The 23,330-nt window shown below is 35.2% G+C and carries 24 protein-coding genes and 2 pseudogenes; 17 read left to right on the top strand and 9 right to left on the bottom strand.

Going from position 1 to position 23,330, the window contains the following annotated elements; all coding sequences use genetic code 11:
• The first annotated feature begins 11 nt into the window (after positions 1-11).
• Together F7731_RS12280 and F7731_RS12285 are read left to right on the top strand one after the other, a co-directional pair.
• Positions 12-1,376, top strand: a complete 1,365-nt coding sequence (locus F7731_RS12280; RefSeq protein WP_151535067.1) for an ABC transporter substrate-binding protein — start codon at positions 12-14, stop codon at positions 1,374-1,376.
• A gap of 72 nt (positions 1,377-1,448) precedes the next feature.
• Positions 1,449-2,177, top strand: coding sequence for a glycerophosphodiester phosphodiesterase (locus F7731_RS12285; protein WP_212031181.1), 729 nt, complete (start codon positions 1,449-1,451; stop codon positions 2,175-2,177).
• Between the two features lie 440 nt (positions 2,178-2,617).
• On the opposite strand, the gene F7731_RS12290 is transcribed toward F7731_RS12285, so the two are convergent.
• From F7731_RS12290 to F7731_RS12300, 3 genes are read right to left on the bottom strand one after another with little or no spacing between them, the layout of a single operon-like run.
• Complete coding sequence (locus F7731_RS12290; protein ID WP_151535068.1) at positions 2,618-3,748, bottom strand: NADH-dependent flavin oxidoreductase; 1,131 nt, start codon at positions 3,746-3,748, stop codon at positions 2,618-2,620.
• 53 nt (positions 3,749-3,801) lie between these two features.
• Positions 3,802-4,344, bottom strand: coding sequence for an NADPH-dependent FMN reductase (locus F7731_RS12295; protein WP_151535069.1), 543 nt, complete (start codon positions 4,342-4,344; stop codon positions 3,802-3,804).
• An 18-nt stretch (positions 4,345-4,362) separates the two neighbouring features.
• On the bottom strand, positions 4,363-5,115 hold the full coding sequence (locus F7731_RS12300) for an IclR family transcriptional regulator (protein ID WP_151535070.1): 753 nt from the start codon (positions 5,113-5,115) through the stop codon (positions 4,363-4,365).
• 495 nt (positions 5,116-5,610) lie between these two features.
• Here F7731_RS12300 and F7731_RS26860 point away from each other — a divergent pair.
• Positions 5,611-5,724: pseudogene (locus tag F7731_RS26860) on the top strand (HIT family hydrolase); the annotation flags it as partial.
• A 136-nt stretch (positions 5,725-5,860) separates the two neighbouring features.
• Entirely contained in the window at positions 5,861-6,988 is a 1,128-nt protein-coding gene (gene solA, locus F7731_RS12310) for an N-methyl-L-tryptophan oxidase (protein ID WP_151535071.1), read from the top strand.
• A 209-nt stretch (positions 6,989-7,197) separates the two neighbouring features.
• On the opposite strand, the gene F7731_RS12315 is transcribed toward solA, so the two are convergent.
• Entirely contained in the window at positions 7,198-7,998 is an 801-nt protein-coding gene (locus F7731_RS12315; RefSeq protein ID WP_151535072.1) for a polysaccharide deacetylase family protein, read from the bottom strand.
• A gap of 357 nt (positions 7,999-8,355) precedes the next feature.
• Between F7731_RS12315 and F7731_RS12320 the strand changes: the two genes are divergently transcribed.
• From F7731_RS12320 to F7731_RS12340, 5 genes are all read left to right on the top strand, one after another.
• Entirely contained in the window at positions 8,356-9,057 is a 702-nt protein-coding gene (locus tag F7731_RS12320; protein ID WP_151535073.1) for an AraC family transcriptional regulator, read from the top strand.
• A gap of 93 nt (positions 9,058-9,150) precedes the next feature.
• Positions 9,151-10,065: a DMT family transporter gene (locus tag F7731_RS12325; RefSeq protein ID WP_151535074.1), complete on the top strand. Its 915-nt coding sequence runs from the start codon at positions 9,151-9,153 to the stop codon at positions 10,063-10,065.
• 21 nt (positions 10,066-10,086) lie between these two features.
• Complete coding sequence (csaA, locus tag F7731_RS12330) at positions 10,087-10,419, top strand: chaperone CsaA (protein WP_151535075.1); 333 nt, start codon at positions 10,087-10,089, stop codon at positions 10,417-10,419.
• Positions 10,420-10,644: 225 nt separating this feature from the next.
• Positions 10,645-11,238 (top strand): dienelactone hydrolase family protein, encoded by a 594-nt coding sequence (locus F7731_RS12335; RefSeq protein WP_151535076.1) that lies wholly within the window; start codon positions 10,645-10,647, stop codon positions 11,236-11,238.
• A 218-nt stretch (positions 11,239-11,456) separates the two neighbouring features.
• Positions 11,457-11,900, top strand: coding sequence for a hypothetical protein (locus F7731_RS12340; protein WP_151535077.1), 444 nt, complete (start codon positions 11,457-11,459; stop codon positions 11,898-11,900).
• A 259-nt stretch (positions 11,901-12,159) separates the two neighbouring features.
• Here the strand turns inward: F7731_RS12340 and F7731_RS12345 are convergent, their stop codons facing one another.
• Positions 12,160-12,939, bottom strand: a complete 780-nt coding sequence (locus F7731_RS12345; RefSeq protein WP_151535078.1) for an MBL fold metallo-hydrolase — start codon at positions 12,937-12,939, stop codon at positions 12,160-12,162.
• 118 nt (positions 12,940-13,057) lie between these two features.
• Here F7731_RS12345 and F7731_RS12350 point away from each other — a divergent pair, with 118 nt between their 5' ends.
• Complete coding sequence (locus F7731_RS12350) at positions 13,058-13,468, top strand: Lrp/AsnC family transcriptional regulator (RefSeq protein WP_151535079.1); 411 nt, start codon at positions 13,058-13,060, stop codon at positions 13,466-13,468.
• A 166-nt stretch (positions 13,469-13,634) separates the two neighbouring features.
• Here the strand turns inward: F7731_RS12350 and F7731_RS12355 are convergent, their stop codons facing one another.
• A complete protein-coding gene (locus F7731_RS12355; protein WP_212031182.1) occupies positions 13,635-14,174 on the bottom strand; it encodes a GNAT family N-acetyltransferase in 540 nt (179 codons plus the stop codon).
• Between the two features lie 327 nt (positions 14,175-14,501).
• Between F7731_RS12355 and F7731_RS12360 the strand changes: the two genes are divergently transcribed.
• The 5 genes from F7731_RS12360 (at position 14,502) to F7731_RS12380 (ending at position 18,956) form a co-directional block, all read left to right on the top strand.
• Positions 14,502-15,881 (top strand): catalase, encoded by a 1,380-nt coding sequence (locus F7731_RS12360; RefSeq protein ID WP_151535080.1) that lies wholly within the window; start codon positions 14,502-14,504, stop codon positions 15,879-15,881.
• A gap of 412 nt (positions 15,882-16,293) precedes the next feature.
• Positions 16,294-16,764 (top strand): tetratricopeptide repeat protein, encoded by a 471-nt coding sequence (locus F7731_RS12365; RefSeq protein ID WP_151535081.1) that lies wholly within the window; start codon positions 16,294-16,296, stop codon positions 16,762-16,764.
• A gap of 132 nt (positions 16,765-16,896) precedes the next feature.
• On the top strand, positions 16,897-17,622 hold the full coding sequence (locus F7731_RS12370; RefSeq protein ID WP_151535082.1) for an alpha/beta fold hydrolase: 726 nt from the start codon (positions 16,897-16,899) through the stop codon (positions 17,620-17,622).
• A gap of 154 nt (positions 17,623-17,776) precedes the next feature.
• Complete coding sequence (locus tag F7731_RS12375; RefSeq protein ID WP_151535083.1) at positions 17,777-18,427, top strand: hypothetical protein; 651 nt, start codon at positions 17,777-17,779, stop codon at positions 18,425-18,427.
• Positions 18,428-18,755: 328 nt separating this feature from the next.
• On the top strand, positions 18,756-18,956 hold the full coding sequence (locus F7731_RS12380; RefSeq protein ID WP_151535084.1) for a cold-shock protein: 201 nt from the start codon (positions 18,756-18,758) through the stop codon (positions 18,954-18,956).
• A gap of 259 nt (positions 18,957-19,215) precedes the next feature.
• On the opposite strand, the pseudogene F7731_RS12385 reads toward F7731_RS12380, so the two are convergent.
• A pseudogene (locus F7731_RS12385) lies at positions 19,216-19,542 on the bottom strand (redoxin domain-containing protein); the annotation flags it as partial.
• A gap of 15 nt (positions 19,543-19,557) precedes the next feature.
• Complete coding sequence (locus tag F7731_RS26485) at positions 19,558-19,725, bottom strand: hypothetical protein (RefSeq protein WP_170289703.1); 168 nt, start codon at positions 19,723-19,725, stop codon at positions 19,558-19,560.
• 326 nt (positions 19,726-20,051) lie between these two features.
• On the opposite strand from F7731_RS26485, the gene F7731_RS12390 reads away from it, so the two are divergent.
• Positions 20,052-20,588 (top strand): hypothetical protein, encoded by a 537-nt coding sequence (locus tag F7731_RS12390; RefSeq protein WP_246197198.1) that lies wholly within the window; start codon positions 20,052-20,054, stop codon positions 20,586-20,588.
• A gap of 429 nt (positions 20,589-21,017) precedes the next feature.
• On the opposite strand, the gene F7731_RS12395 is transcribed toward F7731_RS12390, so the two are convergent.
• A complete protein-coding gene (locus F7731_RS12395) occupies positions 21,018-21,815 on the bottom strand; it encodes an AIM24 family protein (protein WP_151535086.1) in 798 nt (265 codons plus the stop codon).
• 152 nt (positions 21,816-21,967) lie between these two features.
• On the opposite strand from F7731_RS12395, the gene F7731_RS12400 reads away from it, so the two are divergent.
• Positions 21,968-23,158: a macrolide family glycosyltransferase gene (locus tag F7731_RS12400; protein ID WP_151535087.1), complete on the top strand. Its 1,191-nt coding sequence runs from the start codon at positions 21,968-21,970 to the stop codon at positions 23,156-23,158.
• The last annotated feature ends 172 nt before the right edge of the window (positions 23,159-23,330 follow it).

A 23,330-nucleotide genomic window follows, 5' to 3' on the forward strand; every position in this document is an offset into this window, starting at 1 on the left:
GAGTTCGTTAAATGAAGAAATTATTGGTTATTTTATCAGCCTTATTTTTACTAATCATGAGTGCATGCTCCAGTTCAGGTACAACGTCAACAGATTCAAAAGAAGCGGGAGATGCCTCTAAGCAGGATTCTCCTGGAAAGACAGAGGTTGTCTTCTGGCATGCGATGAGTGGTGAACTAGAGACGGCATTAAATGAAATTGCAAAGGAATTCAATGAATCACAAGAAGAAATTGAGGTAAAACCAATATTTCAAGGTACATATGAAGAATCATTAACGAAATTTAATACAGTTGCAGGAACAGAAGATGCTCCTACCATTATGCAAGTCTTTGAAGTTGGGACAAAATATATGATTGATAGTGGGAAAATTCAGCCTGTTCAAAAGTTCATCGATGAAGACAATTACGACACTTCTCAATGGGAGAAAAACATCTCAAACTACTATTCTGTCAATGGAACACAGTATTCTATGCCATTTAACTCATCCACTCCAGTAGTTGTGTACAATAAGGATGCTTTTAAAGAAGCGGGTCTAGACCCAGAAAATGCTCCGATGACCTATAGTGAGTTAAAGGAAGCGGCAAAAAAGTTAACGAAAAAAGATGGGGACAAAACGACGCAATATGGATTCTCCATTCTTAATTATGGCTGGTTCTTTGAAGAATTGCTAGCCTCTCAAGGTGGACTATATGTTGACCAAGAAAACGGCCGTAAAGGGGATGCAACAAAAGCAACATATAATGATGAAAAAGGATTAAAAGTATTTTCATTAATTAGTGATATGTACAAAGAAGGTACATATTATAATGTAGGACAAAACTGGGATGATATGAGAGCTGCATTCCAATCTGGAAAAATTGCGATGTACTTAGATTCATCCGCGGGTATTAGAGCACTAGTTGACAATGCACCATTTGAAGTAGGTGTCTCCTATTTACCTGTTCCAGATGATGCCGAACGTCAAGGGGTTATCATCGGTGGAGCATCTGTTTGGATGTCAAATGGCATTAGCGAGGAAAAACAAAAAGGTGCATGGAAGTTCATGAAATACTTAACTACTCCAGAAGTACAGGCAAAGTGGCATGTTAAATCAGGGTATTTTGCCATTAACCCTGCAGCTTATGAAGAGGAGATGGTTAAACAAGAATGGGAAAAGTACCCACAATTAAAAGTAACAGTCGATCAGCTTCGTGAAACAAAAGCGAATACAGCTACCCAAGGTGCATTAATCTCTGTCTTCCCAGAATCAAGACAGAAGGTAGTAACGGCCATGGAAAGCCTCTATCAAGGGATGGATCCTAAGAAAGCTCTTGATCAAGCAGCTGAAGAAACGAATCGCGCTCTTGAAATGGCAAACAAGAAAAAAGGGAAGTAAGATATATCTCCACTGACCCAAATTCAAATCCAGAATGCGGGTCAGTTTTTTATTAGGAAGGATGGGATTAAATTGAGAAGTAATATAGGAATTTATGGGCACCGTGGTTTCAGTGGTTGTTATCCGGAAAATACGATGATCGCCTTTGAGGAAGCTGAATCCATTGGGGTAGATGGTATCGAGCTGGATGTGCAAATGACAAAAGATGGGGAACTGGTTGTCATTCATGATGAAAAGGTTGATCGTACGACAAATGGTGCTGGGTATGTAAAAGATTTTTACTATAATCAGATCCGCTTATTAGATGCCGGGAGCTGGTTCGATCCTAAATTTTCTAATCAGATCATCCCTTCTCTTTCAGAGGTGTTAGCGTGGGTAAAAGGATTGGATCGAAAATTAACCGTTAATATTGAATTAAAAACGGACCGAATCGATTACATAAACATAGAGAAGAAAGTATTATCAAAGGTTTATGAATATCAATTAAACGATCAAGTGATTATCTCATCTTTTAATCAAAATAGTTTAAAAAGGGTTAGAGAGTTAGACCCATTCATTCAGACTGCCCTCCTATTTATAGGTGTTCCGGCAAATGTGCTAGAAGAGGCAAGAATTTTGAGAGTCAATGGTATTCATTGTGAAGCACAATTTGCACTTTCGATTGAAGGACAAAAAATGAGGGAAAACGGTTATCCCCTGCGCGTCTATACAGTCAATGATCCAAGCTATGTAAACGCGTTAAAAAAAGCTCGAGTTTCAATTATTATGACAGACTTTCCAAATCGGTTTCTTTCACTCTAAAGAGCTATATTGTGCCCGGGGCCAGGCCCAGGCCCTCCTTGCCGGAGGGAAGCAAGTGAATATACAAAAATTAGTATATAGTTAATGTTATAGGCAGTAGCCTTCTCCTTTCTGAATATAGACACATACACTATCTTGATTAATTTCAGGAGGAGATAAAAATGGAAAGACAATTCTTTGGAGGATTTGGGGGTTATCCTGGAATGGGCTTTGGCTATCCAGGTGTGGGGTACGGTTGCGGTTGTTGCTACCCAATATATTATTGTTGTTAATATTATAATTTAATATAAAAAAGAAAATTATATATAAATTGAAGCCCTTTCCAATGGGCTTTTTTTGATTCTGAAAGAAGCTGTGAAAAATAAGACCAAGTAATACTGGTTGAAGAAGTGTGCAAAAAAAGTAGCTTATAAAGCTACTTTTTTGTATTACAAATGCTCCTATCGTACAACTGGAAACCAACCCTCGACCTCTAAAATTAACTTCCATAAGGGAGTTGGAATAACAGCTTGATGTTGATCGGTAGTTGTTAGTTGGTGTCTAATGTTTTCTACTTCATTATGTTGTACTTTTTCTACCCAATGAGGATCAACCACTAATGCTCGTCCAAGTGCTACAAAGTCTGTTTTTCCTTTCTCAAATACAAGTGCTGCTTCATCTGGGGTATGAATATTTCCAACACCAATGACAGGCACACGCCCGTTAATATATTCTGCAATTAATTCTGTACGTGATTTTTCGCTATCAATTCCTCTACGTGGCTTAGCCCAAGCGTTCGTTGTGGCAATATGAATATAATCAATATCTGCTTTAGTTAATTCATCAAGTAACTCAAATGTTTCTTTCATGGTGATTCCTGGTGTTTCGGGTTCTTCAGGTGAAAAACGATAACCAATTAAGAATGGCTTTGTTGCATGTTCTCTGATAACACGCTTCACTTCATCAATTAGTTTTATTGCAAATAAATAGCGAATTTGGAACTCGTCTGTTCGATGATTCGAATGCGGTGAAACAAACTGCTGTAATAAATAACCTGTTGCACCGTGCAATTCTACTCCGTCAAATCCAGCTTCAATTGCACGGCGTGTTGCATCACCAAAGTCTTTTATAATTTCATATACTTCTTCCGTCGTTAATGCTCTCGGTGTTTGCCCGATACTATAAAATCCACGGTCTCCAAGGGGGGCAACAGCGTTTGCACTTACGGTTTCTCCATTTGGAATCAGTCTTGGGACTGCTAAACGTCCTCCATGATAAAGTTGAACAACTGCATTCGCACCACCAGAGTGAATAACTTCTGCTAATTTAGAAAGACTTTCAATAGTCCCATCATGATCAATGCTCATTTGACCATCGAAACCTTTACCACTTTTCGAAACATATGCACATGCCGTAATGATTGTACCGACACCATTTGCCCGTTCCTTGTAGTAATCAAGTTCTTCCTGTGAAACATAATCATTTTCATCTGCAGAAAATGTTGTCATTGGTGCCATTATGAGACGATTTTTTACGTGAACACCACTTTTAAATGTATAATCTTGAAAAATATTTTGATAGTTATCTTTCATAGAAATTCTCCTTTTAAAAACACCTCTTCAAGTGAAAGAAGAGGTGTAAATTTTTATACGTATTGTTTCATCCATTCTTGGAAGTTTGCGATAACGCCGTCTAAAAAGGCGTTTGTTGCTTCATCTGTTAAATTTCCTTCAGTATCGAATTTCTCGTGGACAGAACCAACATATACTTCGTTTCCACCAAGTACTGGAGAATTTAGTCCACTTGCAAATAAAATGTCGCGCAAGTGCATTTGTGCTTTTACCGAACCTAAAATACCCATTGAAGAACCCATAATAATAGATGGTTTACCATTCATTACTTTATCTACACGACTTAACCAATCAATCGCATTTCCTAAGACACCTGGAATGGATGAGTTATATTCTGGTGTTACCCAAAGAACGGCATCAGCTTTTTTTACTTTTGCTTTGAAATCAAGAACTTCTTGTGGTGCTTCTAATTCAATGTCTTGGTTATACATTGGTAGGGGAGCTAAGTCTAAAATCTCTACCTCGAATTGATCTGCATAACGTTTTTGAACATGCTTTGCTAGTTGTAAATTATATGACTCTTTACGAATACTTCCTACAATTGCTACTACTTTCATTTCGCTGACCTCCAAATGTTAGATGTTGACGAGGGTTTCTATTTCTTTTGTAATGGCTTTACTACCTACATGAAGCTTTGTAGCAATGTGTTTAATATTGCTACGAGAAATTTGATCGGCAGGTGCTGCAATTGCTAAAGCAGCTATCACTTCTTGATTGCGAAAAACAGGAACGGCGACACAACGGATCCCGACAATACGTTCCTCATCATCAAATGCAAAACCATACTCGCGAATAGCCTTTAAATGGTAATGGAATAGTTGTGAGTCTTGAAACGTATTTTTCGTTGCACGTTCAAGTGACAGTTTACCAAGTAAAGAAGCTAAAGGTTTTTCGTCTAAATTAGCTAAAATTACTTTACCTAGTGCAGATTGATGTAGTTTTGATCGATTTCCAATTTCTTCGTCTGCTGAACTCTCATATGGAGCGTGCACAACTTGTGTCATAACAAGATCGGTTCCGTCCACTTTTCCAATAAAGGTACTCATCTGTAAATTTTGTGCCACTTGGTAAATCGAACGTATTGAAGCCCAATCCATTTCGGAACGCTTTTCAAAGCTTTCGCAAAACATTTTATGATGAATAAAATATTGAGTTTGAAGTTTATATACGTAACCCATTTCTTCTAAGGTTGTTAAAATCCGAAATGCCGTAGATTTACTTAAATTCAGTTCATCCAGCACTTCTCGTAACGTAATGCCTTTTCGCTGTTTTACTAATTCTAAAACTAGAAGTCCTTTTTTCAATGTCGATACTTCATTCTGTGCCATTTCATCACCTCAGTCACCTGATAGTATAGATGATTTATTTTATTGACTCAAAAAATGCAGAAGGAGTTTCATTATATGAAACTTGTTTAAAGAAACCTGTGAGTTCATTTTAAGAAACTATGATATAGATAATCAATGATAGAAAGAGAAAACAATGAAATATACAACATTAAAAAAATCTAATCTTGAAGCATTAGTAATTGAACTTTGAACAAATGGAGACCAAGCTGGTTTGTAGGAAGCCGGAGTATAGAGGCGGGTCTGATTGGACCCATCCGCATCCATGACGTAAATCTCATAGAGATGCATTAAGTCCTCTTTGATTAACTGATTTTAATTTGCGCAGATTGATCTTCCATAAACATGGTGGAGTAAGCTGATATAGGAAAGACCGTTTCGGCGTTTAAAGCAGTTTTTTAGAATTGGCCTTTTTGGGGTGAAGAATTATATTTAAACTACCATGAAAATAAACTTCTCTAACTTCGAAAAAAGGCAATACCAAACTGTGATGAAGTATTAAGTGGTAAAACACAAGTAAATAAAGTGTTCGAGACAGAAAACGTTTTAGCCTATTATCATACTAGACCTTATTATCCAGTCCATACTGTTAAAGATTGTACTTAAGCTAAACGAAAGCTGGTTAGCGTGATTGTTCAGTGTTAGAATATTGCTAAAATAGGAGAATATTAGACATACTTAAGGCTTTAGTTGTAGGGGAATTTATTTGCAAAGGGGGTAACGTAATATGCATTATGATGTAATTGTCATTGGAGCAGGTTCGATGGGAATAGCGGCAGGTTACTTTTTATCAAAGAGTGGGAAAAAAACTTTATTAGTAGATTCCTTTAACCCGCCACATAACAAAGGGAGTCATCACGGAGACACGAGAATCATTCGGCATGCGTATGGTGAAGGTGAAGAATATGTTCCGTTGGCGCTCAAGGCTCAAGAATTGTGGAACGACTTAGAGAAGGTGACTGGAAAGCAATTGTTTCTCCAAACCGGGGTTCTAAACGTGGGCCATGAAAAAACGAATTTTATCCAGAACATCATCTCAAGTTCAAAAGCCTATTCATTGCCACTTGAGGTTTTAGATTCAAGTGAAGTGAATAAGCGTTGGCCGGGCATCGCTTTACCGGACAAGTACATTGGGTGCTTTGAACCCACATCAGGAGTGCTGAAATGTGAGGAATGCATTAAAGCCTATCGAGAACTTGCTGAGCGACACGGAGCTACCATCTTAACCAATAGCAAAGTGAAAGAATTATCAGTTAACGATAAAAGAGTTACCGTCAAAATTGAGGATCAAACTTTTAATGCTGATGCGTTAGTCGTTTCAGCAGGAGCATGGTCAGGAAGTCTCCTTTCTATATTGGATTTAAATCTTCCTCTAAACCCAGTAAGAAAAACATTTGCTTGGTTTGATGCCAATGAAGATTTGTATAATTATAAGAATTTTCCTGCCTTTTCGTTTGAGACATCTCAAGGACAATATTATGGTTTTCCAAGCATCAATGGTTCCGGATTAAAAGTAGGCCGACATGATGGAGGAGAGACAATCAATCCAGATGAAGCCATCCCGGGATTTGGTGAACGAGAGGAAGACACGACAGATTTAAGACAATTTTTACATCACTATATGCCTTCTACCCAACAATTGAAGTACGGTAAAACCTGTATGTATACACTTACTCCAGATGAAGATTTCATTATCGATTTGCATCCTAACTATTCAAACGTTGCCATAGCATCAGGCTTTTCAGGACATGGCTTTAAATTTAGCAGTGTGGTTGGGCAAATTTTAAGTGAATTGATTATTTCAGGGAAGACTGAACAAAACATTTCTCCTTTTTCAATCAATCGATTTAAATAAACTTCTTTAACTAAAAGAGTGCGTCTGTTGAAGAAGAATTAAGTGATTTTAGGACTGAGTCTATATGTTAGTAATTCTATTTAAGGGGGCTTTCCTGTAATAAGAATTAGCGCTTATTTTCATTATTGGGCCAGATTGTGAAATAACTTTTTACAAGATCTATCTAGAATAGGGATTTCTTATTTGACAAATTATGCGAAAAAATACATTTAAAACATTAAATCAATGTGGGAATTTTCCCCTTTCTTTGAAGGATAGATTTCGAAAGATTCTGGAATTAGTTGTGTTGAACGGTAGAGCAATTCAGATACAGTTACACTTTTATACCCGTTCTTGTCTAAATAGTCCAAAATGTTATCTAATGCTTCAACAGTAGAACAGGTTTGAGTATATTCGCTACCATGCCAATCATGAAACAGAATGATATTACCTGGCTTTACTCCTTTTTTTATATAATTGCACATTTGATTTACCGGAGGATTTGCCCAATCACGGGAATCTTGATCCCATGACCATAATACGACCGTTTTACCATGTTTTAAAGCTGTATTGATAATTACATCATTATAAAAACCTCCTACAGGCCGATAAAGTGACGATTTTAACTCAGTGAATTGCTTAATTATTTTATCTGTTTCTTCTAATTCGGATGATAGTTTTGCCGAGGTTATATTTCCATAAATATGGTTGAAAGTATGATTAGCAATTTCATGTCCCTCTTTCACTTCTCTTTTTAAAAGATCAGGAAATCTGACTACTTTATTGCCAGCTACAAAAAAGGTAGCTTTAGCATCATGTTTTGCCAATATATCAAGTATTTGTGGAGTCAAAACAGGATGAGGTCCATCATCGAAAGTAAGGGCAACTAACTTTTCCTTTGTGTTTACTTCCCAAATAACACGCCCTGTTTTTTCATATGCTTCTCGACTGTTAGTGGATGCATCCGCATTTACTTGAAAGGAGAATAAAGGAATTAATAAAAGAATGGTAATGATTAAAATTTTTTCCATTGGATAGGCTCCTCCTTTATGATGAACTTATTTTTTGCATTCTTTAATAAAAATATTTAACGAAAACAGGTTATTTAGTATTTTGGATCTAGTCGTTTCATGGTACAGAGATTTTATGCAATAGAAGAGGAGATTCTTCCATAATCGGGCGCTACTTCCTACTCCGACTACTGCTATAATAAAACCAAATAAAACAAGTTCAACCAGTGAAAACTGGTTAAACTTATATTACGATCGGGCGCAATTCTGCAGCAAGAAATGCGCTCTTCTTAATGAAGCGGGCCATTTAATGGAGGAAAAATTTTTATTACATCTATTTATAGGACTATAATATAATTTATGGTGAGGGGATGAAAAATGAAAACTGTAAACCACGTAACATGTGAAAAAAGATCCTATACTAGAGAGTTTACTTCTCACCAACATGAGTTTGGACAATTTCTATTTCCATTAAAAGGCTCCCTAGATATACAAACGAAGTTGCAAGAAATCAATCTTAACCCAGATTATTGTTTTTATATTCCTCCCAAGTTAGAACATAATTACCGTTCTATGGATAGAAATGAATTCTTAATTTTAGATATTCCAATAAAATATTTGCCAGAGAATACGAGTGACATGTACATACGGTTGGATAAACAATGGGGTTCTATCCGATATTTGCTATTGGAAGAGGCGAAGAGTCAGGAAAGTACATCCTCCTTAGTAGATTTGACAAGATATGTAACCAGCAAACTACAAATTTCTAAGCCACTTTCTATTGAATACATTCATAAACATTATAAAGAGTCAATTAGACTAGAAACTTTAGCAAAGATAGAGCATTACCATCCAGTATATTATTCAGCATGGTTTAAGGATAAAACTGGTAAAAGCCCAAAGGTTTATATATCTGAACTTCGTTTGAATGAGGCCAAACAACTTTTGATTTCAACAGGATGGTCCATGTCGAAGATTAGTGAAGAATTAGGTTTTGAGAATTCTTCGTCGTTTACTAGATGGTTTGTCCGTTGTGAGGGGCTACCTCCACAAAAATTTAGAATTCTTAATAATAGATAAAAAGTATATTAAACTTGGTATAGAAAAGTTTTTATGGAATTTTCTATTATAAGTTTATATTTCTTTTTATCTTTTTTTATTGGGGTGAACAAAATGAAGGAGAAATTTGCTCCTTTTTTAGTATTACTTGCCGCAATACTTTGGGGGACTACGGGTACAACACAGGCACTTGCACCAGAAACGGCACACCCGATTGCGATCGGGGCTACTCGCTTAGCAGTCGGAGGAATATTTTTAGTCATAATTGTTCTAATAACGGGAAAATTCAACTTTACAAATTGGCCAGTCAAGACAACAATATTAGCTTCCTTGTGTATGGCATTGTATCAGCCATTATTTTTCTCTGCTGTTTCAATTACAGGAGTGGCCATTGGAACAGTAGTAGCCATTGGGAGTGCGCCGGTTTTATCAGGTCTCATAGAATGGTTATTTTTAAAAATTCGTCCTTCTAAAGTTTGGTGGTATTCTACTTTTCTATCCATCTTAGGTTGTCTATTGCTCTTTGGTAACAAAGAATCAGCATATTTAGATCCTGTTGGAATCTTAATGTCATTAGGTGCTGGGTTATCCTTTGCAAGTTATACGATTATCAGTAGAAATTTGGTTGTAAACCATTCGTCTTTATCAGTAGTAGCAGTCATTTTCACTCTTAGTGCAATCTTTTTATCTCCATTTTTATTTATTTTTGATATGTCTTGGATAATGAGTTTCCGAGGTGTAAGTGTAAGTCTTCAACTTGGAATTGTGGCGACTGGGATCCCATATTTGCTTTTTGCCAAAGGACTTATCCATGTCTCATCATCCAATGCAGTGACGCTCACGTTAGCAGAACCATTAACAGCAGCGTTATTAGGGGTTTTAATAATAGATGAATACTTAACTATCACTTCTTGGTTTGGGATTATCCTCTTAATGCTAGGAATCGGAATATTAATATGGTCGTCCAAAAATTCTAGTGGCCAAAAGGAGCTTGAGATGGTTCAGAAAAGAGTAATTTTAAAAAAATGATTAAAAGGTGGTTATATTTCTATGGCAATCATTGAGGACTTTATTAAATTAGATATTCGTGTGGGCACGGTTATTAACGCCACACCTTTTCCTGAAGCAAGAAAACCTGCAATAAAACTACAAATTGATTTTGGAGAAGAGATCGGTATAAAACATTCTTCGGCCCAAATTACACGAAGATATTCATCTGAACAACTTTGTGGGCGTCAGGTGGTAGGAGTAGTTAATCTCCCTCCAATGCGTATTGCAGGGTTTAAATCTGAGGTATTGGTAATAGGGGGGGTTCCGGAAGAGGGGGATGTTGTTCTTTTAAAACCCGATGAGCCAGTTACAAATGGAACATGCATCTCATAATATTTGACTTTAAAAAAAGGATGCCTATTTATTCCTAAAAACGCTATTAGAAACTGATTTTTATTCAATTATAGGGCGCAATTCTGCAGCAAGAATAACGCTATTTCTTTATGTTAAAGGCTATATTCTTGAATAAGAGAAGGAAATACATCGAACTCTCATTAACGGATCAGGTTGAAATGATATAATCATTAACAATGTGAAAATCATTTAAGGGTGAATAGAATGCTTAAAATAAACAAAAAATCCGATAATTTAATTATTGTCGTTCACGAAATATATGGAATTAACCAACATATGGTGGATTTATGTGAATTATTATCAGAACAAAATTTTGATCTCATTTGTCCAAATCTATTTGAACAAGAAATACCCTTTGATTATTCTCAAGAGGAAAAGGCTTACCATAATTTTATGAATAATGTTGGTTTTACAAACGGATTACATAAAGTAAAAAATATATTATTAGCTATTCAAGATCAGTATTCAAAAATATTTATCATTGGATTTAGTGTAGGGGCAACGGTTGCTTGGTTGTGTAGTGAGGAAGAATGTGTTGATGGTATCGTTGGATACTATGGTTCACGTATTAGGGACTATGTAAATATAAATCCAAAATGCCCGGTGTTGTTATTTTTTCCGAAAGTGGAAAAATCATTTAATGTTGATGAATTAGTTTCAACTTTAGATAAACCAAATATAGATGTACATATATGTAGTGGTGAACACGGATTTAGTGATCCATACTCTACTAAATACAATGAAGAATTAGCTCAAACTACATTTAGAGAAACATTGCATTTCTTCAAAAATAACTGAAATTTTATTCCGCAAATGGGTGAATTTGTGTAATATCATATGCAACTATTTAGCTGAAATTATTGTTGTACGATCTTCAATTATAGTAGTATTACACTTAAACAATCGGGTAGCTTAGTGGAACTATATGATTAATTTTCCATTAAAAGATTTGTGGTTAATTCTGTCATAATGATAGTAGGGAAAATGATAAAAAAGGTAAGAAGTGAGGTGGAAAAATGTCTTATACGGGTTACAAGCTGATTTTTATTAAAATTATAGCTGCTATTGTTTCAGCCGTTGCATTTAGTTTTGGGGGTGCTTGGCAAACATACACACCAATATCCGAAAGACTGCCTGATATAGGGTATTACTCTTTTAGTGGTTTATTTGCTATCAATTTCGTTCCAAGCTTTTTTATTTTTATAATATTAGGTGTTATCTTATCACCTGTTATTGATAGCATGATTATTAAGAAGTTTAATTTGAAAGGGATCAAAGGTATCCTTACAATGGTATTGGCTTACTTGTTGCTGGGTGTTGTTAGTGGCGTTATATTTTCCATTTTCTTTTTTAGAATTGATTTTATTATTAACTACATTTTTATTTCAATTTTAGGTGCCATGATTTTTCTCTTTTTTCAAACCGTATTTCAGTTTGGTTTTTATAAATTAGCTAAATAAAATAAATTCGTTATTGTATTAACGGGTTGCTTTAGTGAAAGAAGAATAAATTGATTATATTTCACAATCTTGCGCTTTTCTGAAATAAGGAACGCGTCTTTCTTCATGAAAAGGGCCAGATTGTGGAATAACGCTTAGTAAGTTAAATGGATATGGTGAAGCAATCTACTTAAACTAAAGTATGCAGATTAGTTGAATAGAACTCATTTTGAAATAATAATGAAAAACAGACAGAAATTTTTTCTGTCTGCTTTTTCTCCTAAAATGAATATGATTCTCCGTCATTTGGCACTAAAACATTAGAAGAGGTTCCTTTTTCATTAATAAAGCTTTTTAATTCTTCTCTTGATAATGTCCAATGATTGACAGCTTCTAAATGGCTCGCAATAATTTTGGCGTTAGGGGCAGCCTTATACACTTCATAGACATCATCTTTCCCCATTACTAGAGAACCTCCTTCTAGGAATTGATTATCCCCAGCATTTACAACAATTATTTCTGGCTTGTGTGTTTCGATTACTTCCTGAACAGCTTCATACCAAACCGTATCTCCAGCTACATATAAAGTTTTTTCATTTGAATGTTTGAAGACAACACCACACACTTGACCAGCAAGTTTTACCATTTCGCCTCTCCCATGCTCGCCTTTTGTTTTAATTAATTGGATACCTTCAAAGACTGTATCCATTTTTAAAACCTCTACATTTTTGAAACCAGCGTCTCGAATTTCTGACGCATCCTCATCATTTTGGGCAAATAATTTAATTTCTTTTGGCAATGCTTCTTTGGCAGCATCATCCCAGTGGTCTAAATGCAGATGAGTGACAATGACAGCATCAATATTAGATATAATATTGTCAATGGACGTTGGTAAGCTAACTAAAGGATTATTTTGATCTTGTCTTAATGCATCGGGATAGCCTACACCAGGTCCAAAAGGTGGATAAGTCCCTTTCTCTGCTAACATTGGATCTATTAAAAACTTTTTGCCTGCAAATTCTACAACTAGTGTTGCATTACGAATTTGTTGAATATTCATGTTCAAAACTCCTTTTTCTTAGATTCACAAAAAGTTTATACTATAACCAATTAACGATTACATAGATAAAATCAAGTCTTTTGGGAGTTTGACTTGATAAATGAAAGGATTTGAATAAATGTTAGATAGCACGGATATGCATATCTTAGATGAACTATCCAAGAACAGTCGCATCACTATGAAAGAATTGGGTGAGAAAGTCCATTTGACTGGACAAGCTGCTTCGGCTAGAGTGGCAAAATTAGAGGATAATGGAGTAATTGAGGGTTATACAATTAAAGTTAATCAAGTTAAATTAGGATGTTTTATACATGGATTTATTACGATCTTTACACAAAGCACTTATCATCAACCTTATCTGTCGTTTATAAAAACACAAGAACAATACATAATACATAACTATAAAATCAGTGGAGATGGTTGTTATCTTCTCGAATGTAAATTTCCATCTAATGAAATATTAGATAAATTTTTGGAAGACTTAAACGAGCATGCAAATTATAAATTATCAATTGTTATTAAGAAATAGTGCATCTAGTTATGCCATTAACGCGGAGAAAAAGTAAAAAAACAATAAGAAAAACAAACCAATTATCAACCGAAATCGCACACTAAATAACAATGTAACAGTGAGAAAAAGACCGACTTTTGAGTCGGTCTTCAGTATATCAAGTAACATTAAACTTATTCACTCATTAGCAACATAAATTCCCTAGTTTCTTTTCCCGCCTGTTCCCAATATAACAACCTTCTTGTACTTCACTAACATAGATGTATCCAAGTCTTTCATAATACTCGTTAAGCTTGATGTTTGAAGCCTGACAGTCTAATCTAACCGCATCGACACCGTTATCAAGTGCCATCTGTTCACATAAGTTTATAATTTTTATCCCAACACCTGGAACCTCTGTATCGCTAACGAGGTTGTGAATATAGTAATTTTTTGACCCATCGTTAGTCCATCGCTTATCTTCTTCGAGCAATACAACCGCACCAACAACCTTACCAGTCAGTTTATCTTTCATAATGTAAAGTTGACCAGCTTCAACTTTGTTTTCAAAATAGTCTCTTGGATACGAATCGAAATAATTTGTTTTATTCCACTGATTTATATTGTTTTTATCCATCCATATAATCCGCTTTTCTATAAGTTGATATATTTCATCAACATCTCTTGTTACTGCTTTCCTGAAAGCATATTTATCCATACTTGACCGAGTACCATCCTTTGCCATATTGTTCTTACCTGCCATTTACTTCAAGTCTATTAATTTTAACATAAAAAATACAAATCCTTGATTTTTCAAAATTAGACCCAAATTGGCATAACAAATAACAAAATAGTACCCTAATTCGCACGCTGACAACAACTATTGTCAGGATGCTATTTGTAGTGCGATTCATTATGCCATTTTGAGGTATATTCCGCTTAAAATGTTGATGTACCAAAGTAAAAAAGCATACCAATGAATGTTGAAAATAAAAGAAGAAGATACATATTAGTGCCTTGAAAATCATATTTAGTAACGATTGATGATAAATAAATTTTGGAGGCTATTATAATGAATGAAAAACATCATAAACAGAGGCAAACTTTATTAGAGGAAAGCCATTATGAGAACCGAGACCTCTCCAATGATCCAGCTAAACTTCATTCCCAGACGATTGGCTCTAGGGGACCTGTACTGGATCAAGATAGTGTACTACACGAAACCTTACAAGAATTTATTCATGAAAAGATTTTAGAAAGACCTGTTCATGTAAAAGGATTTGGTGCATTTGGTTATTTTCAAACAATATATTCGATGTCCGAACATACAAAACTGAGCTTTTTACAAAATTCTAATCAGAAAGTTCCTGTTTTGGTACGCTTTTCTTTAGCTGTCAGTACAAAAGGAACACCTGATACATCTAGAAATGTAAGAGGTTTTTCTACAAAATTCTATACAGAAGAAGGCGTTTTTGACCTATTATGTAATCACATTCCTGTCTTTTCTATTCGTGATGCGATACGATTTCCGGAATTTATTAAAGCAATCTTGCCTTCACCAAAAAATAATTTAAGTGATCCTAATAGATTTTGGAGCTTCGTAGCAAGAGCGCCTGAATCGATTCATTTTGTAGTACGTTTATACTCTGATGCTGGTACGGTAAAAAGTCTTCGCCACATTCCAGGACATAGTGTAAATACATATGTTTGGAAAAATGCTCAAGGTATTAGGAAGTATGTTAAATACCATTGGTACCCATTTGAAGGTGTGCAATACATTGGTCGCGAAGAAGCAAATAGACTTGCAGCTGAAAATCCTGATTACACTGGTAAAGATTTATACGATGCGATTGCGGGTGGTAACCCGGTGGAATATGGCTTATATGTTCAGCTCATGGACCCAAAGGATGAAGCAAATCTTTCTTATGATCCTTTAGATGATACAAAAGTATGGGATGAAAAAGAGTATCCCCTAATACCAGTAGGCAAAATGGTATTAAATAAAAATCCTGATAATTATATGGAACAAGTAGAAAAAGTCGCCTTCTCCCCTTCTAATTTACTAGACGGCGCAGAATTATCTGATGATAAAATACTGCAGGGCCGTGCCAATATTTATAGTGATTCTCAAAGAAGAAGAATTGGAGCTGAATTTCGTAAATTACCGGTTAACCAACAGCAAAATTGGACACCGGCTAATCAAATTACAAGTGGTAATGGAAGATATGTTGGAGGCAAACTAGAAAGAACCTCTATTACAAAGCAAAATGATTTTGGGCAGGCTGGTGAATTCTATACGAGGTTAACCCAAATAGAAAAAGAACATCTTGTCGAAAATTTGGCTAGTGATTTGAAAGTCATATCTGATGATATTAGAAAGAAAGTTATGGAGTATTTCAATAAAGTATCATCTGACTTAGCAAAGAGAATTGAAATTGAATTGAAAAAGTGATAAGAAGATTAAAAACGTCATTATTACGATTAATATGACGCTTTTTTGTATAATATTTATTAATTTCCAACATGGTCTTAATAACGTACGGGTGCTTTTGTGCGATATCATATGCAGCTATTTAGCTAAAATTATTGTTATATGATCTTCAATTATAGGGCGCGTTTATTTAGGAACGCGTCTTTTTTATTAAAGGGTCATTTTATGGGGGAAGAATATCAAGAAAAATTGAATACTTATGGTAATGATAGTATGGTGTTTATGAAAGTTTGAACTTATACTAACAGGCAGAATTCTTTAAAGGAGATAGTTTAGGTTTATCTTGATATTATTGGTGGTGTTTAAAATATTCGTAATTATATGTACAATAAAGGAGTGCTTAGTAAAAGAATAGAAGGAGAGTAGAGTATTTATGAAAATCAGGAATCTTATCTTTATTTTTGTATCATTGATTTTCGCAGTTGGTTTATATCTTTTATTAGATTTTGAAAAGGATTATAGCAAACTTTCAATGGTAGAGTTACACGAGTTGGCACAAAAAGAAGATGCAGTAGCACAAGGGATGTTAGCGTACTATTTTCAAGAAGGAATAGGAGTAGAGGTTGATTACGTAGAAAGTTTAAAATGGTATGTTAATAGTGCTAATAATGGAAATACATCGGCTATGGTTAACTTAGCTTATCTTTATGGAAATGGAATTGGTGTAGAAAAAGATTTACCAAAAGCATTTGACTGGAATTTGAAGGCGGCTAAACGTGGAGATTCAAGTGGTATGTTTAATGTTGGTAAGAAATATGAGCTTGGCATTGGTGTAGCTAAAGATATGGAGAAGGCTAACTATTGGTTAGAAAAAGCTAAAAAAGCAAAGGGATCTCTATTATAGTCTTGTTGAACTAACAGGTGTGATAGTTCAACAAGACAGGTACTTATGACCTTCTACAATTGGCGCGTTTATTTGAGAACGCGTCTTTTTTTTTGAAAGGGCCATGATGGGCTAATGAGAGGAATGGACTAAATGACTAAAGAAATGTTTGTGAAAATAAGTAATTGTAAACTATATGCTAAATTGGTGGGAGAAAATAATGGAAAACCAACAGTCATAATGGACGCGGGATATGGAGATTTTTCCAAGGCTTGGGATTCAATAATTGGGGATATTTCAAAGCTCTCTAATGTTCTAATTTATGATAGAGCAGGACTAGGGAAAAGTAAAACAAGTTCTAACCCCAGAACCAGCCGTGAGATGGTAATAGAATTGAAGGAACTTCTTATTGAAGCCAATATTAAACCTCCCTACATATTAGTCGGTCATTCGTTTGGTGGAGTTAATATGCGGATGTATGCAACTGAATATCATAATGAAGTTTGTGGACTTATCTTGGTTGACTCTACGCCTGAAGATTACAGAGAAAGATTTCTCCCATCGATGTCACTAGATTTTCAACAAGCATACAACAAGCAATTCGTTTATGAAGGCAATTATGATGAATTTATGGAAAGCCTAAAGCAGTTAAAAGAAACCAGACTTAAATTAAATGTTCCATTAATTGTTCTCTCAGCTGGTAAAAAAGCTCATTATTCAAAGGAATCCCAAGAGTTATGGAATGAAATGCAGAGAGAGATTCTTGAAGTATCCTCAGATGGTGAATTAGTGATTGCTGAAAACAGTGCTCATTATATACAAAATGATGAACCAGAAGTGGTAGTCAGTGCGATAAAAAAGCTGATAGACATTAATTAAGATTAGATTATGAAGGATTATACTTAAAACTATTAGGGTGCGTTAGATTATTAAGTGATTTTATGAGAGAGGTCAGAATTTAGTTATTCCATTAAATAAGAAAAGCGTCTTTCTTTATGAAAAAGGCCATATTGTGGAATTGGAGGCAAAATAAATGAAATTTACTTATTTGTTAGTAGTCTTATTTACTCTGAGTTCCTGTGTTAAGGATACTACTAGTGTTCACGAAAAAAATACGCCTGTAGTCGCGGAAGATAGCAACACATATAGTGCTATAAACACAAAAATTACGCCAAGCACTGAACGGAATGTATTCCAAAATTCTCCCGAATATTTAGCTAAAAATGAAGGTGAACTATCTGAGCTGGATTCTGAAACGGCTTATGAAATGTGTGAGAGAGCGCTTACTGACTATTATAAAGCGGTCTGGAACGGCTTGGATATTGAATTGGATACATTTATCGATAATGATAACCTTAAACAGTATACGCAAAAGAAGATTCAATCCCAATATGATGTGTATAAAAATTTTACAAAAAATTCGGTGCAGGATATTGATATTGGCGCTTGGGAAGTGAAGTATACTGATGATGTGAATGGAGGTTTTCTCTATTTAAAATTACCTGTGGAAATTAATAAGAGTGTAGGTAGTTATGGTGAAGTCACTGAATTTCTCGTACGTAATGTAAACGGCAAGTTAGTCCTTGTTGATTGGTATACTGGTGCAAAAGATAGTTATGATTTCATGGTGCGTGGAGAAAATCTAACGATTGACAACCCTAATATTTGGAATGATAGTGAATAATAAAGTTCACTCTTGAACAAACGGGTGCATTAGCACAAGAAGAAATAGTGGTGAAGCATTGATTCTTTTATATTATGATCTTCCACAATCGGGCGTCTACTTGAATAAGAACAACAAAAGAATGCAAAACCAGATGCGTAAATTTATGAGTTGTAAAAATGGTAGCTTACATGTCTTCTTGCAAATACTTGTGAAAAATGTTAATCTAGATAAGAATTATTTTTGTTCGGTGTAAAGGATAGTATAAGTAAGAACTTTTCGTCTTGATGATCACTGAGAGCAAGGATAGTAACACAATGTGTGTTTTTCACACTAGGAGGCAACAAAAATGGAAAATGGTAAAGTAAAATGGTTTAACGGCGAAAAAGGCTTCGGATTCATCGAACGTGAAGGTGGAGAAGACGTATTCGTTCATTTCTCAGCTATTCAAGGCGAAGGTTTCAAAACTTTAGAAGAAGGTCAAGCTGTGACTTTCGATGTTGAGCAAGGACAACGTGGAGCTCAAGCAGCTAACGTACGTAAAGCTTAATAATAAAACCAAACTCAAGCAGACTCTTTATAGAGTCTGTTTTTTATTTAACTTATAAGCAAGGAACCCCACTCACGAATGAGTAGGGCACATATAAACAGTAAATCAAATGGGAAACAAAGAGTATCACATAATCACGAATTCTCCTAATTACATTTAAATAAACAATTTAAAATCCTTTTGTAGAGAGGGCTAAAATTGTCACTTTTTTTTGGGTTGTTAGGATTTTCTTCAGGTTAGAGAGCTAAATCTAATTTTTTTATTTAAGTTTATTATATTCTTCTTTAATCTTTTCAACTGTTATCTCGATTTGCTCTCCCCAATGATCATTTTTAGTACTAAAAATAATATATCCCTCTTTATCAATCATGCTATAACCTCTATAAGCTACACCATTTTTCTTCATTCCCATTTTTTCAATTAATTCTAATTTCGGATCGGAAATAAAGGAGAGAGTATGTCCAAAAGTTTTCTCCAGTTTATTCTGTAATGTACGTAGCTCTTCTGGGGAATCTTTGCTAATTACAAACATTTCAATATCCATTCCATCCAATTTATTCATATTTTCATGCAACTGAACCAGTTGCTTCTGGCAGAGAGTTCATTTATATGTTGTTATAAAAAAGAGTACTGCTGGTTTTTCTAACGGAAAAGTTACCTCTTTTTGTTCATGATTTAATAAAGTGATTGGTTCGATAGGCGTCCTTTGTCCAAATGCTGATAATACTAGAAAAGAAAGTAAGGACAAGATTATAATTTTCGTTCGCATTTTAAACTCCTTTCAAATAAATTTAAAAAACAGATTGGGATTATCTGATTGGAATGGGGCTAAATAATCCCTATGTGGAAAACTCATAATATTCATCCCCATTTTTTCTATATTAGAATGAGCAAAACAATTAAACACTATCCAAGTTTTTTCTAATTAACCCTTCAAAAGATTCAAAACCACTTCTCAATGAAAAAAGGCTTCGTCATTTTTCAGCTATAGTATTGTACATATTTTTACATTCGTTGTTATTCCCTTAATAAACCTTTTCAAGGGAATATGTGAAAAAACCTAATAATAAATTTAAAACAGAAGGGGGGATGACTATGGAGTTGGAATATATAAGGGATTATGTGATGTATATAGCGATTTTCGGTATGTTTAGTTTTGTTTGGTTCGGGTGGGCTCAGGAGAAACCCAGAAAAAATTGGCGCAAGTATATCGGGATTGCTTCCGGAATTGCGTTGTTAGTATGCTTGTTTGGCGTGTACTTAAGCGTGACGCACTGGGATGCGGCTACTACTTTGTCAGAAAAGGACACGTTTAATAGCTACCTAATTGTTTTCTACACTGAATTTTTTATAGCGGGTCTCGGCGCTTTCTTGTTGATCCGAAGTAAAAAAAAGGATTATGTTGCTCCGTGGATTGCTTTTATCGTAGGTGTTCATTTTTTCTGGCTAGTAAACATCTTTAAAGACCCCAGTTTGTATATATTAGCGGTACTTATGATAGCAATTGCGGTAATATCACCATGGGGATCCAAAAGGTTGGGCGTTGCCAGCAGTGCAATCACCGGCATAGGGTCTGGCATAGCTTTGTTTTGTTTTGCCATATTGGGATTGATTCGCTACCTATTGGCATAAAAATAGGGATCGGGCGCGTTTATTTAGGAACGCGTCTTTTTATTTTGTTGAGGAAAAGCAGGTATTTGTATTAAAGTAATTGAATGTATTCATTCACTAATGTGCCCTTCGACTATGATAATTTCTTTTAATATGCTTGAGAGGTTTTACGAACGATCGATGTTTATCGGTAGGGAGGCAAAGAAATTGTTTCATAAGATAGATAAATTGAACGGTCGTAACAAAGATATAGACACATAAAAAAAGAAGTACTAAAAGGGAATTTTTCAGAGATAATTCTTTGAATTTTTTTGTAAAAAAGGATCAAATCTAACCAAGTAATGGATCATTTATTTACTGTACAACAAATCTAGAAGTAAAATTAAGAAAAAATGCCCAAAGCATTGACCCACTCAACACAATTACGTTTTGTGGGTCAGACACCGTTTTTTATTTCGATGATGGCATTGGTTTTAAAACATGAGCTAATTTTTGGTAAACAGGTAATGTCGGTGCAATAATGACTTTCCCCGTCCCCCTAAAGGTTTGAAGCAATCCTTCTCCGGAAGCAACTGAACCGAAAATGCTTTTTGTCGACTTTTCAACGGTAAAATCAATGTTTCCAGTTCGGAAAAGTGTGAAGTTCCCATCAACTTGAACCATTTCATTTTGAAGTTCAAATTCCACAAGCTCTTCTTCAGGTACTGGTATTTCAAATACACAAAACCCGCTACCAGAAACTTTTGTTTGAAATAGTCCTTCACCTCCTATAATGGCGGAGCTGACATTTTTCATTGCTTGAACAGAAACGGAAACACTGGATTCGCAGCAATAAAAAAGACCTTTATCTGCAATGATTTCTTCGTTATTTAGTTCCACAATCATATAGTGTTTGAAACTAGGTTCCAGGTAAATAATTCCACTGCCTTTGTATTGCGGTTTGATCATGGATTCATTCGTTAAAACGCTAGAGGCAAGTCCTTTTAAAAATCCTTTGGCACCCGTTCCGCCTAAGCTTTTTAATGTAATATTCCCTTTCATAAACTGAAGAGCACCAGATTCCGCTGTTAAGGTGCTATCTTTTAGTGTAATTCTGACTTGTCTTAATTTGATATTTGACTTTTGAGCAAAATATAATTTTTCAGCAACGGAAAAATTATCATTCCCACTTAAATTTTGATATTCTAATATTTCAATTTTCATATTTTGATTCTCAACAAAAGAAATCACTTGATATGCTTCTGACATGACAATTTCCCCTTTTCCATTTTTTATAGTATATCAAACATTTTTTGTTAAAGTAGTAAGAGAAAGGCTGGATGTATGGAAATATTGGTGTTTAGAAATTTTAATAATACTTACACATTCCAGAGAACTTTTTTACTTAAGGAGGGGCTATCATGACACGTGTTTTATTTATAAATGGCGGTTCTGAAGGGCATGTCAATCCAACGATCGGAGTGGTCCAAGAACTGATTTTGCGTGGGGAAGAGGTCGTGTATTTTACAATTGAAGATTTTCGGGAGCGCATTGAGAAGACGGGGGCAACGGTAAAAACTTTTGATGTGCAAAAATTTATTAAGGCCTTTATCTCAGGGGGAAGAAATAATCTACTCGAAAGAATTAACGGTCTTTTACATACGGCAGATATTATAATCCCTAGCCTTCTGGAGCAAATCGAAGGAGAGCGCTTTGATTATATCATCCACGATTCGATGTTTGGCTGCGGGCGATTAATTGCCCAAATCCTGAAGCTTCCGGCCATCAATTCGTATACTACTTTTTCGGAGACAGAGACTTCATTCAATAAGGGGTTCAACCAGCTTGCTAATAATATTCCTGCAGAAACATTTGCTGAATTTCAAAGCCTGACAGCGATGGTTAAGCAGAAATATGGTGTAGAAATCCACTCACCTTATGAAGTCTTTTGTAACCCGGCATCGCTTTCAATCGTTTATACATCTAGGGAGTTTCAACCTTTTGGAGAGGAATTCGACGTAACATTCAAATTTGTAGGTCCATCCATTTCTGAACGATTTACCCATGAAGATTTTGATTTTACTGCAATCAAGTCGAAAAACACAATTTACATATCTTTAGGTACGGTAATTAACTATGCAATTGATTTTTATAAGCTTTGTATCGAAGCATTTAAGAACACAGATTATACTGTTGTCCTATCGATTGGGAATAAAACTAAGCTATCTGATTTAGGGGAGATTCCTGAAAACTTCATTGTAAAAAATTATGTTCCGCAAACAGAGTTGCTGAAATCCACGAAACTATTTATCACCCATGGCGGAATGAACAGTGTCCACGAAGGTCTCTACAACGGGGTTCCGCTCATTGTACTTCCGCAAAGCGCGGATCAGCCAGTCATTGCCAGACAAGTTGCCGACATCGGGGCCGGTATTCAATTACAAATGCAAAGCTTAACGGCAAATCAACTGCGTGAAGCGGCTAGTCATGTGTTAAGCAATAAATCTTTCCATAAAGCTGTAACAAAAATGAAGGAATCTTTTCAAGAAACGGGTGGGTATCGCCAAGCAGTTGATGAAATTTTTGCATTTAAAAAGAAGCATGATATATAAAAAATTCTTATGAGTTTATCCTTGGTTAGATATCCTGTCGTTAATCACCATCGCATTGTTGAGGATTATAATACGTGGCACAGAATATTATTTTATTGAACTTGAAGAACAAGAGTAAGTTCTGCCGAAAGATGCTTGAGATAAGGTGCCAGCCCCTCCTTACAATATTGCT

It is taken from the genome of Cytobacillus depressus, from assembly GCF_008923245.1.
Classification (GTDB): domain Bacteria; phylum Bacillota; class Bacilli; order Bacillales; family Cytobacillaceae; genus Cytobacillus; species Cytobacillus depressus.

Coding starts and splice junctions, on each gene's coding strand:
- F7731_RS12345 (WP_151535078.1), bottom strand. CDS start 12,939: ATGAATATTCAACAAATTCGTAATGCAACACTAGTTGTAGAATTTGCA.
- F7731_RS12290 (WP_151535068.1), bottom strand. CDS start 3,748: ATGAAAGATAACTATCAAAATATTTTTCAAGATTATACATTTAAAAGT.
- F7731_RS12320 (WP_151535073.1), top strand. CDS start 8,356: ATGAAAACTGTAAACCACGTAACATGTGAAAAAAGATCCTATACTAGA.
- F7731_RS12280 (WP_151535067.1), top strand. CDS start 12: ATGAAGAAATTATTGGTTATTTTATCAGCCTTATTTTTACTAATCATG.
- F7731_RS26485 (WP_170289703.1), bottom strand. CDS start 19,725: ATGCGAACGAAAATTATAATCTTGTCCTTACTTTCTTTTCTAGTATTA.
- F7731_RS12380 (WP_151535084.1), top strand. CDS start 18,756: ATGGAAAATGGTAAAGTAAAATGGTTTAACGGCGAAAAAGGCTTCGGA.
- F7731_RS12295 (WP_151535069.1), bottom strand. CDS start 4,344: ATGAAAGTAGTAGCAATTGTAGGAAGTATTCGTAAAGAGTCATATAAT.
- csaA (WP_151535075.1), top strand. CDS start 10,087: ATGGCAATCATTGAGGACTTTATTAAATTAGATATTCGTGTGGGCACG.
- F7731_RS12315 (WP_151535072.1), bottom strand. CDS start 7,998: ATGGAAAAAATTTTAATCATTACCATTCTTTTATTAATTCCTTTATTC.
- F7731_RS12365 (WP_151535081.1), top strand. CDS start 16,294: ATGAAAATCAGGAATCTTATCTTTATTTTTGTATCATTGATTTTCGCA.
- F7731_RS12340 (WP_151535077.1), top strand. CDS start 11,457: ATGTCTTATACGGGTTACAAGCTGATTTTTATTAAAATTATAGCTGCT.
- F7731_RS12395 (WP_151535086.1), bottom strand. CDS start 21,815: ATGTCAGAAGCATATCAAGTGATTTCTTTTGTTGAGAATCAAAATATG.
- F7731_RS12360 (WP_151535080.1), top strand. CDS start 14,502: ATGAATGAAAAACATCATAAACAGAGGCAAACTTTATTAGAGGAAAGC.
- F7731_RS12355 (WP_212031182.1), bottom strand. CDS start 14,174: ATGGCAAAGGATGGTACTCGGTCAAGTATGGATAAATATGCTTTCAGG.
- F7731_RS12335 (WP_151535076.1), top strand. CDS start 10,645: ATGCTTAAAATAAACAAAAAATCCGATAATTTAATTATTGTCGTTCAC.
- F7731_RS12350 (WP_151535079.1), top strand. CDS start 13,058: ATGTTAGATAGCACGGATATGCATATCTTAGATGAACTATCCAAGAAC.
- F7731_RS12400 (WP_151535087.1), top strand. CDS start 21,968: ATGACACGTGTTTTATTTATAAATGGCGGTTCTGAAGGGCATGTCAAT.
- F7731_RS12300 (WP_151535070.1), bottom strand. CDS start 5,115: ATGGCACAGAATGAAGTATCGACATTGAAAAAAGGACTTCTAGTTTTA.
- F7731_RS12375 (WP_151535083.1), top strand. CDS start 17,777: ATGAAATTTACTTATTTGTTAGTAGTCTTATTTACTCTGAGTTCCTGT.
- F7731_RS12325 (WP_151535074.1), top strand. CDS start 9,151: ATGAAGGAGAAATTTGCTCCTTTTTTAGTATTACTTGCCGCAATACTT.
- F7731_RS12390 (WP_246197198.1), top strand. CDS start 20,052: ATGGAGTTGGAATATATAAGGGATTATGTGATGTATATAGCGATTTTC.
- solA (WP_151535071.1), top strand. CDS start 5,861: ATGCATTATGATGTAATTGTCATTGGAGCAGGTTCGATGGGAATAGCG.
- F7731_RS12370 (WP_151535082.1), top strand. CDS start 16,897: ATGACTAAAGAAATGTTTGTGAAAATAAGTAATTGTAAACTATATGCT.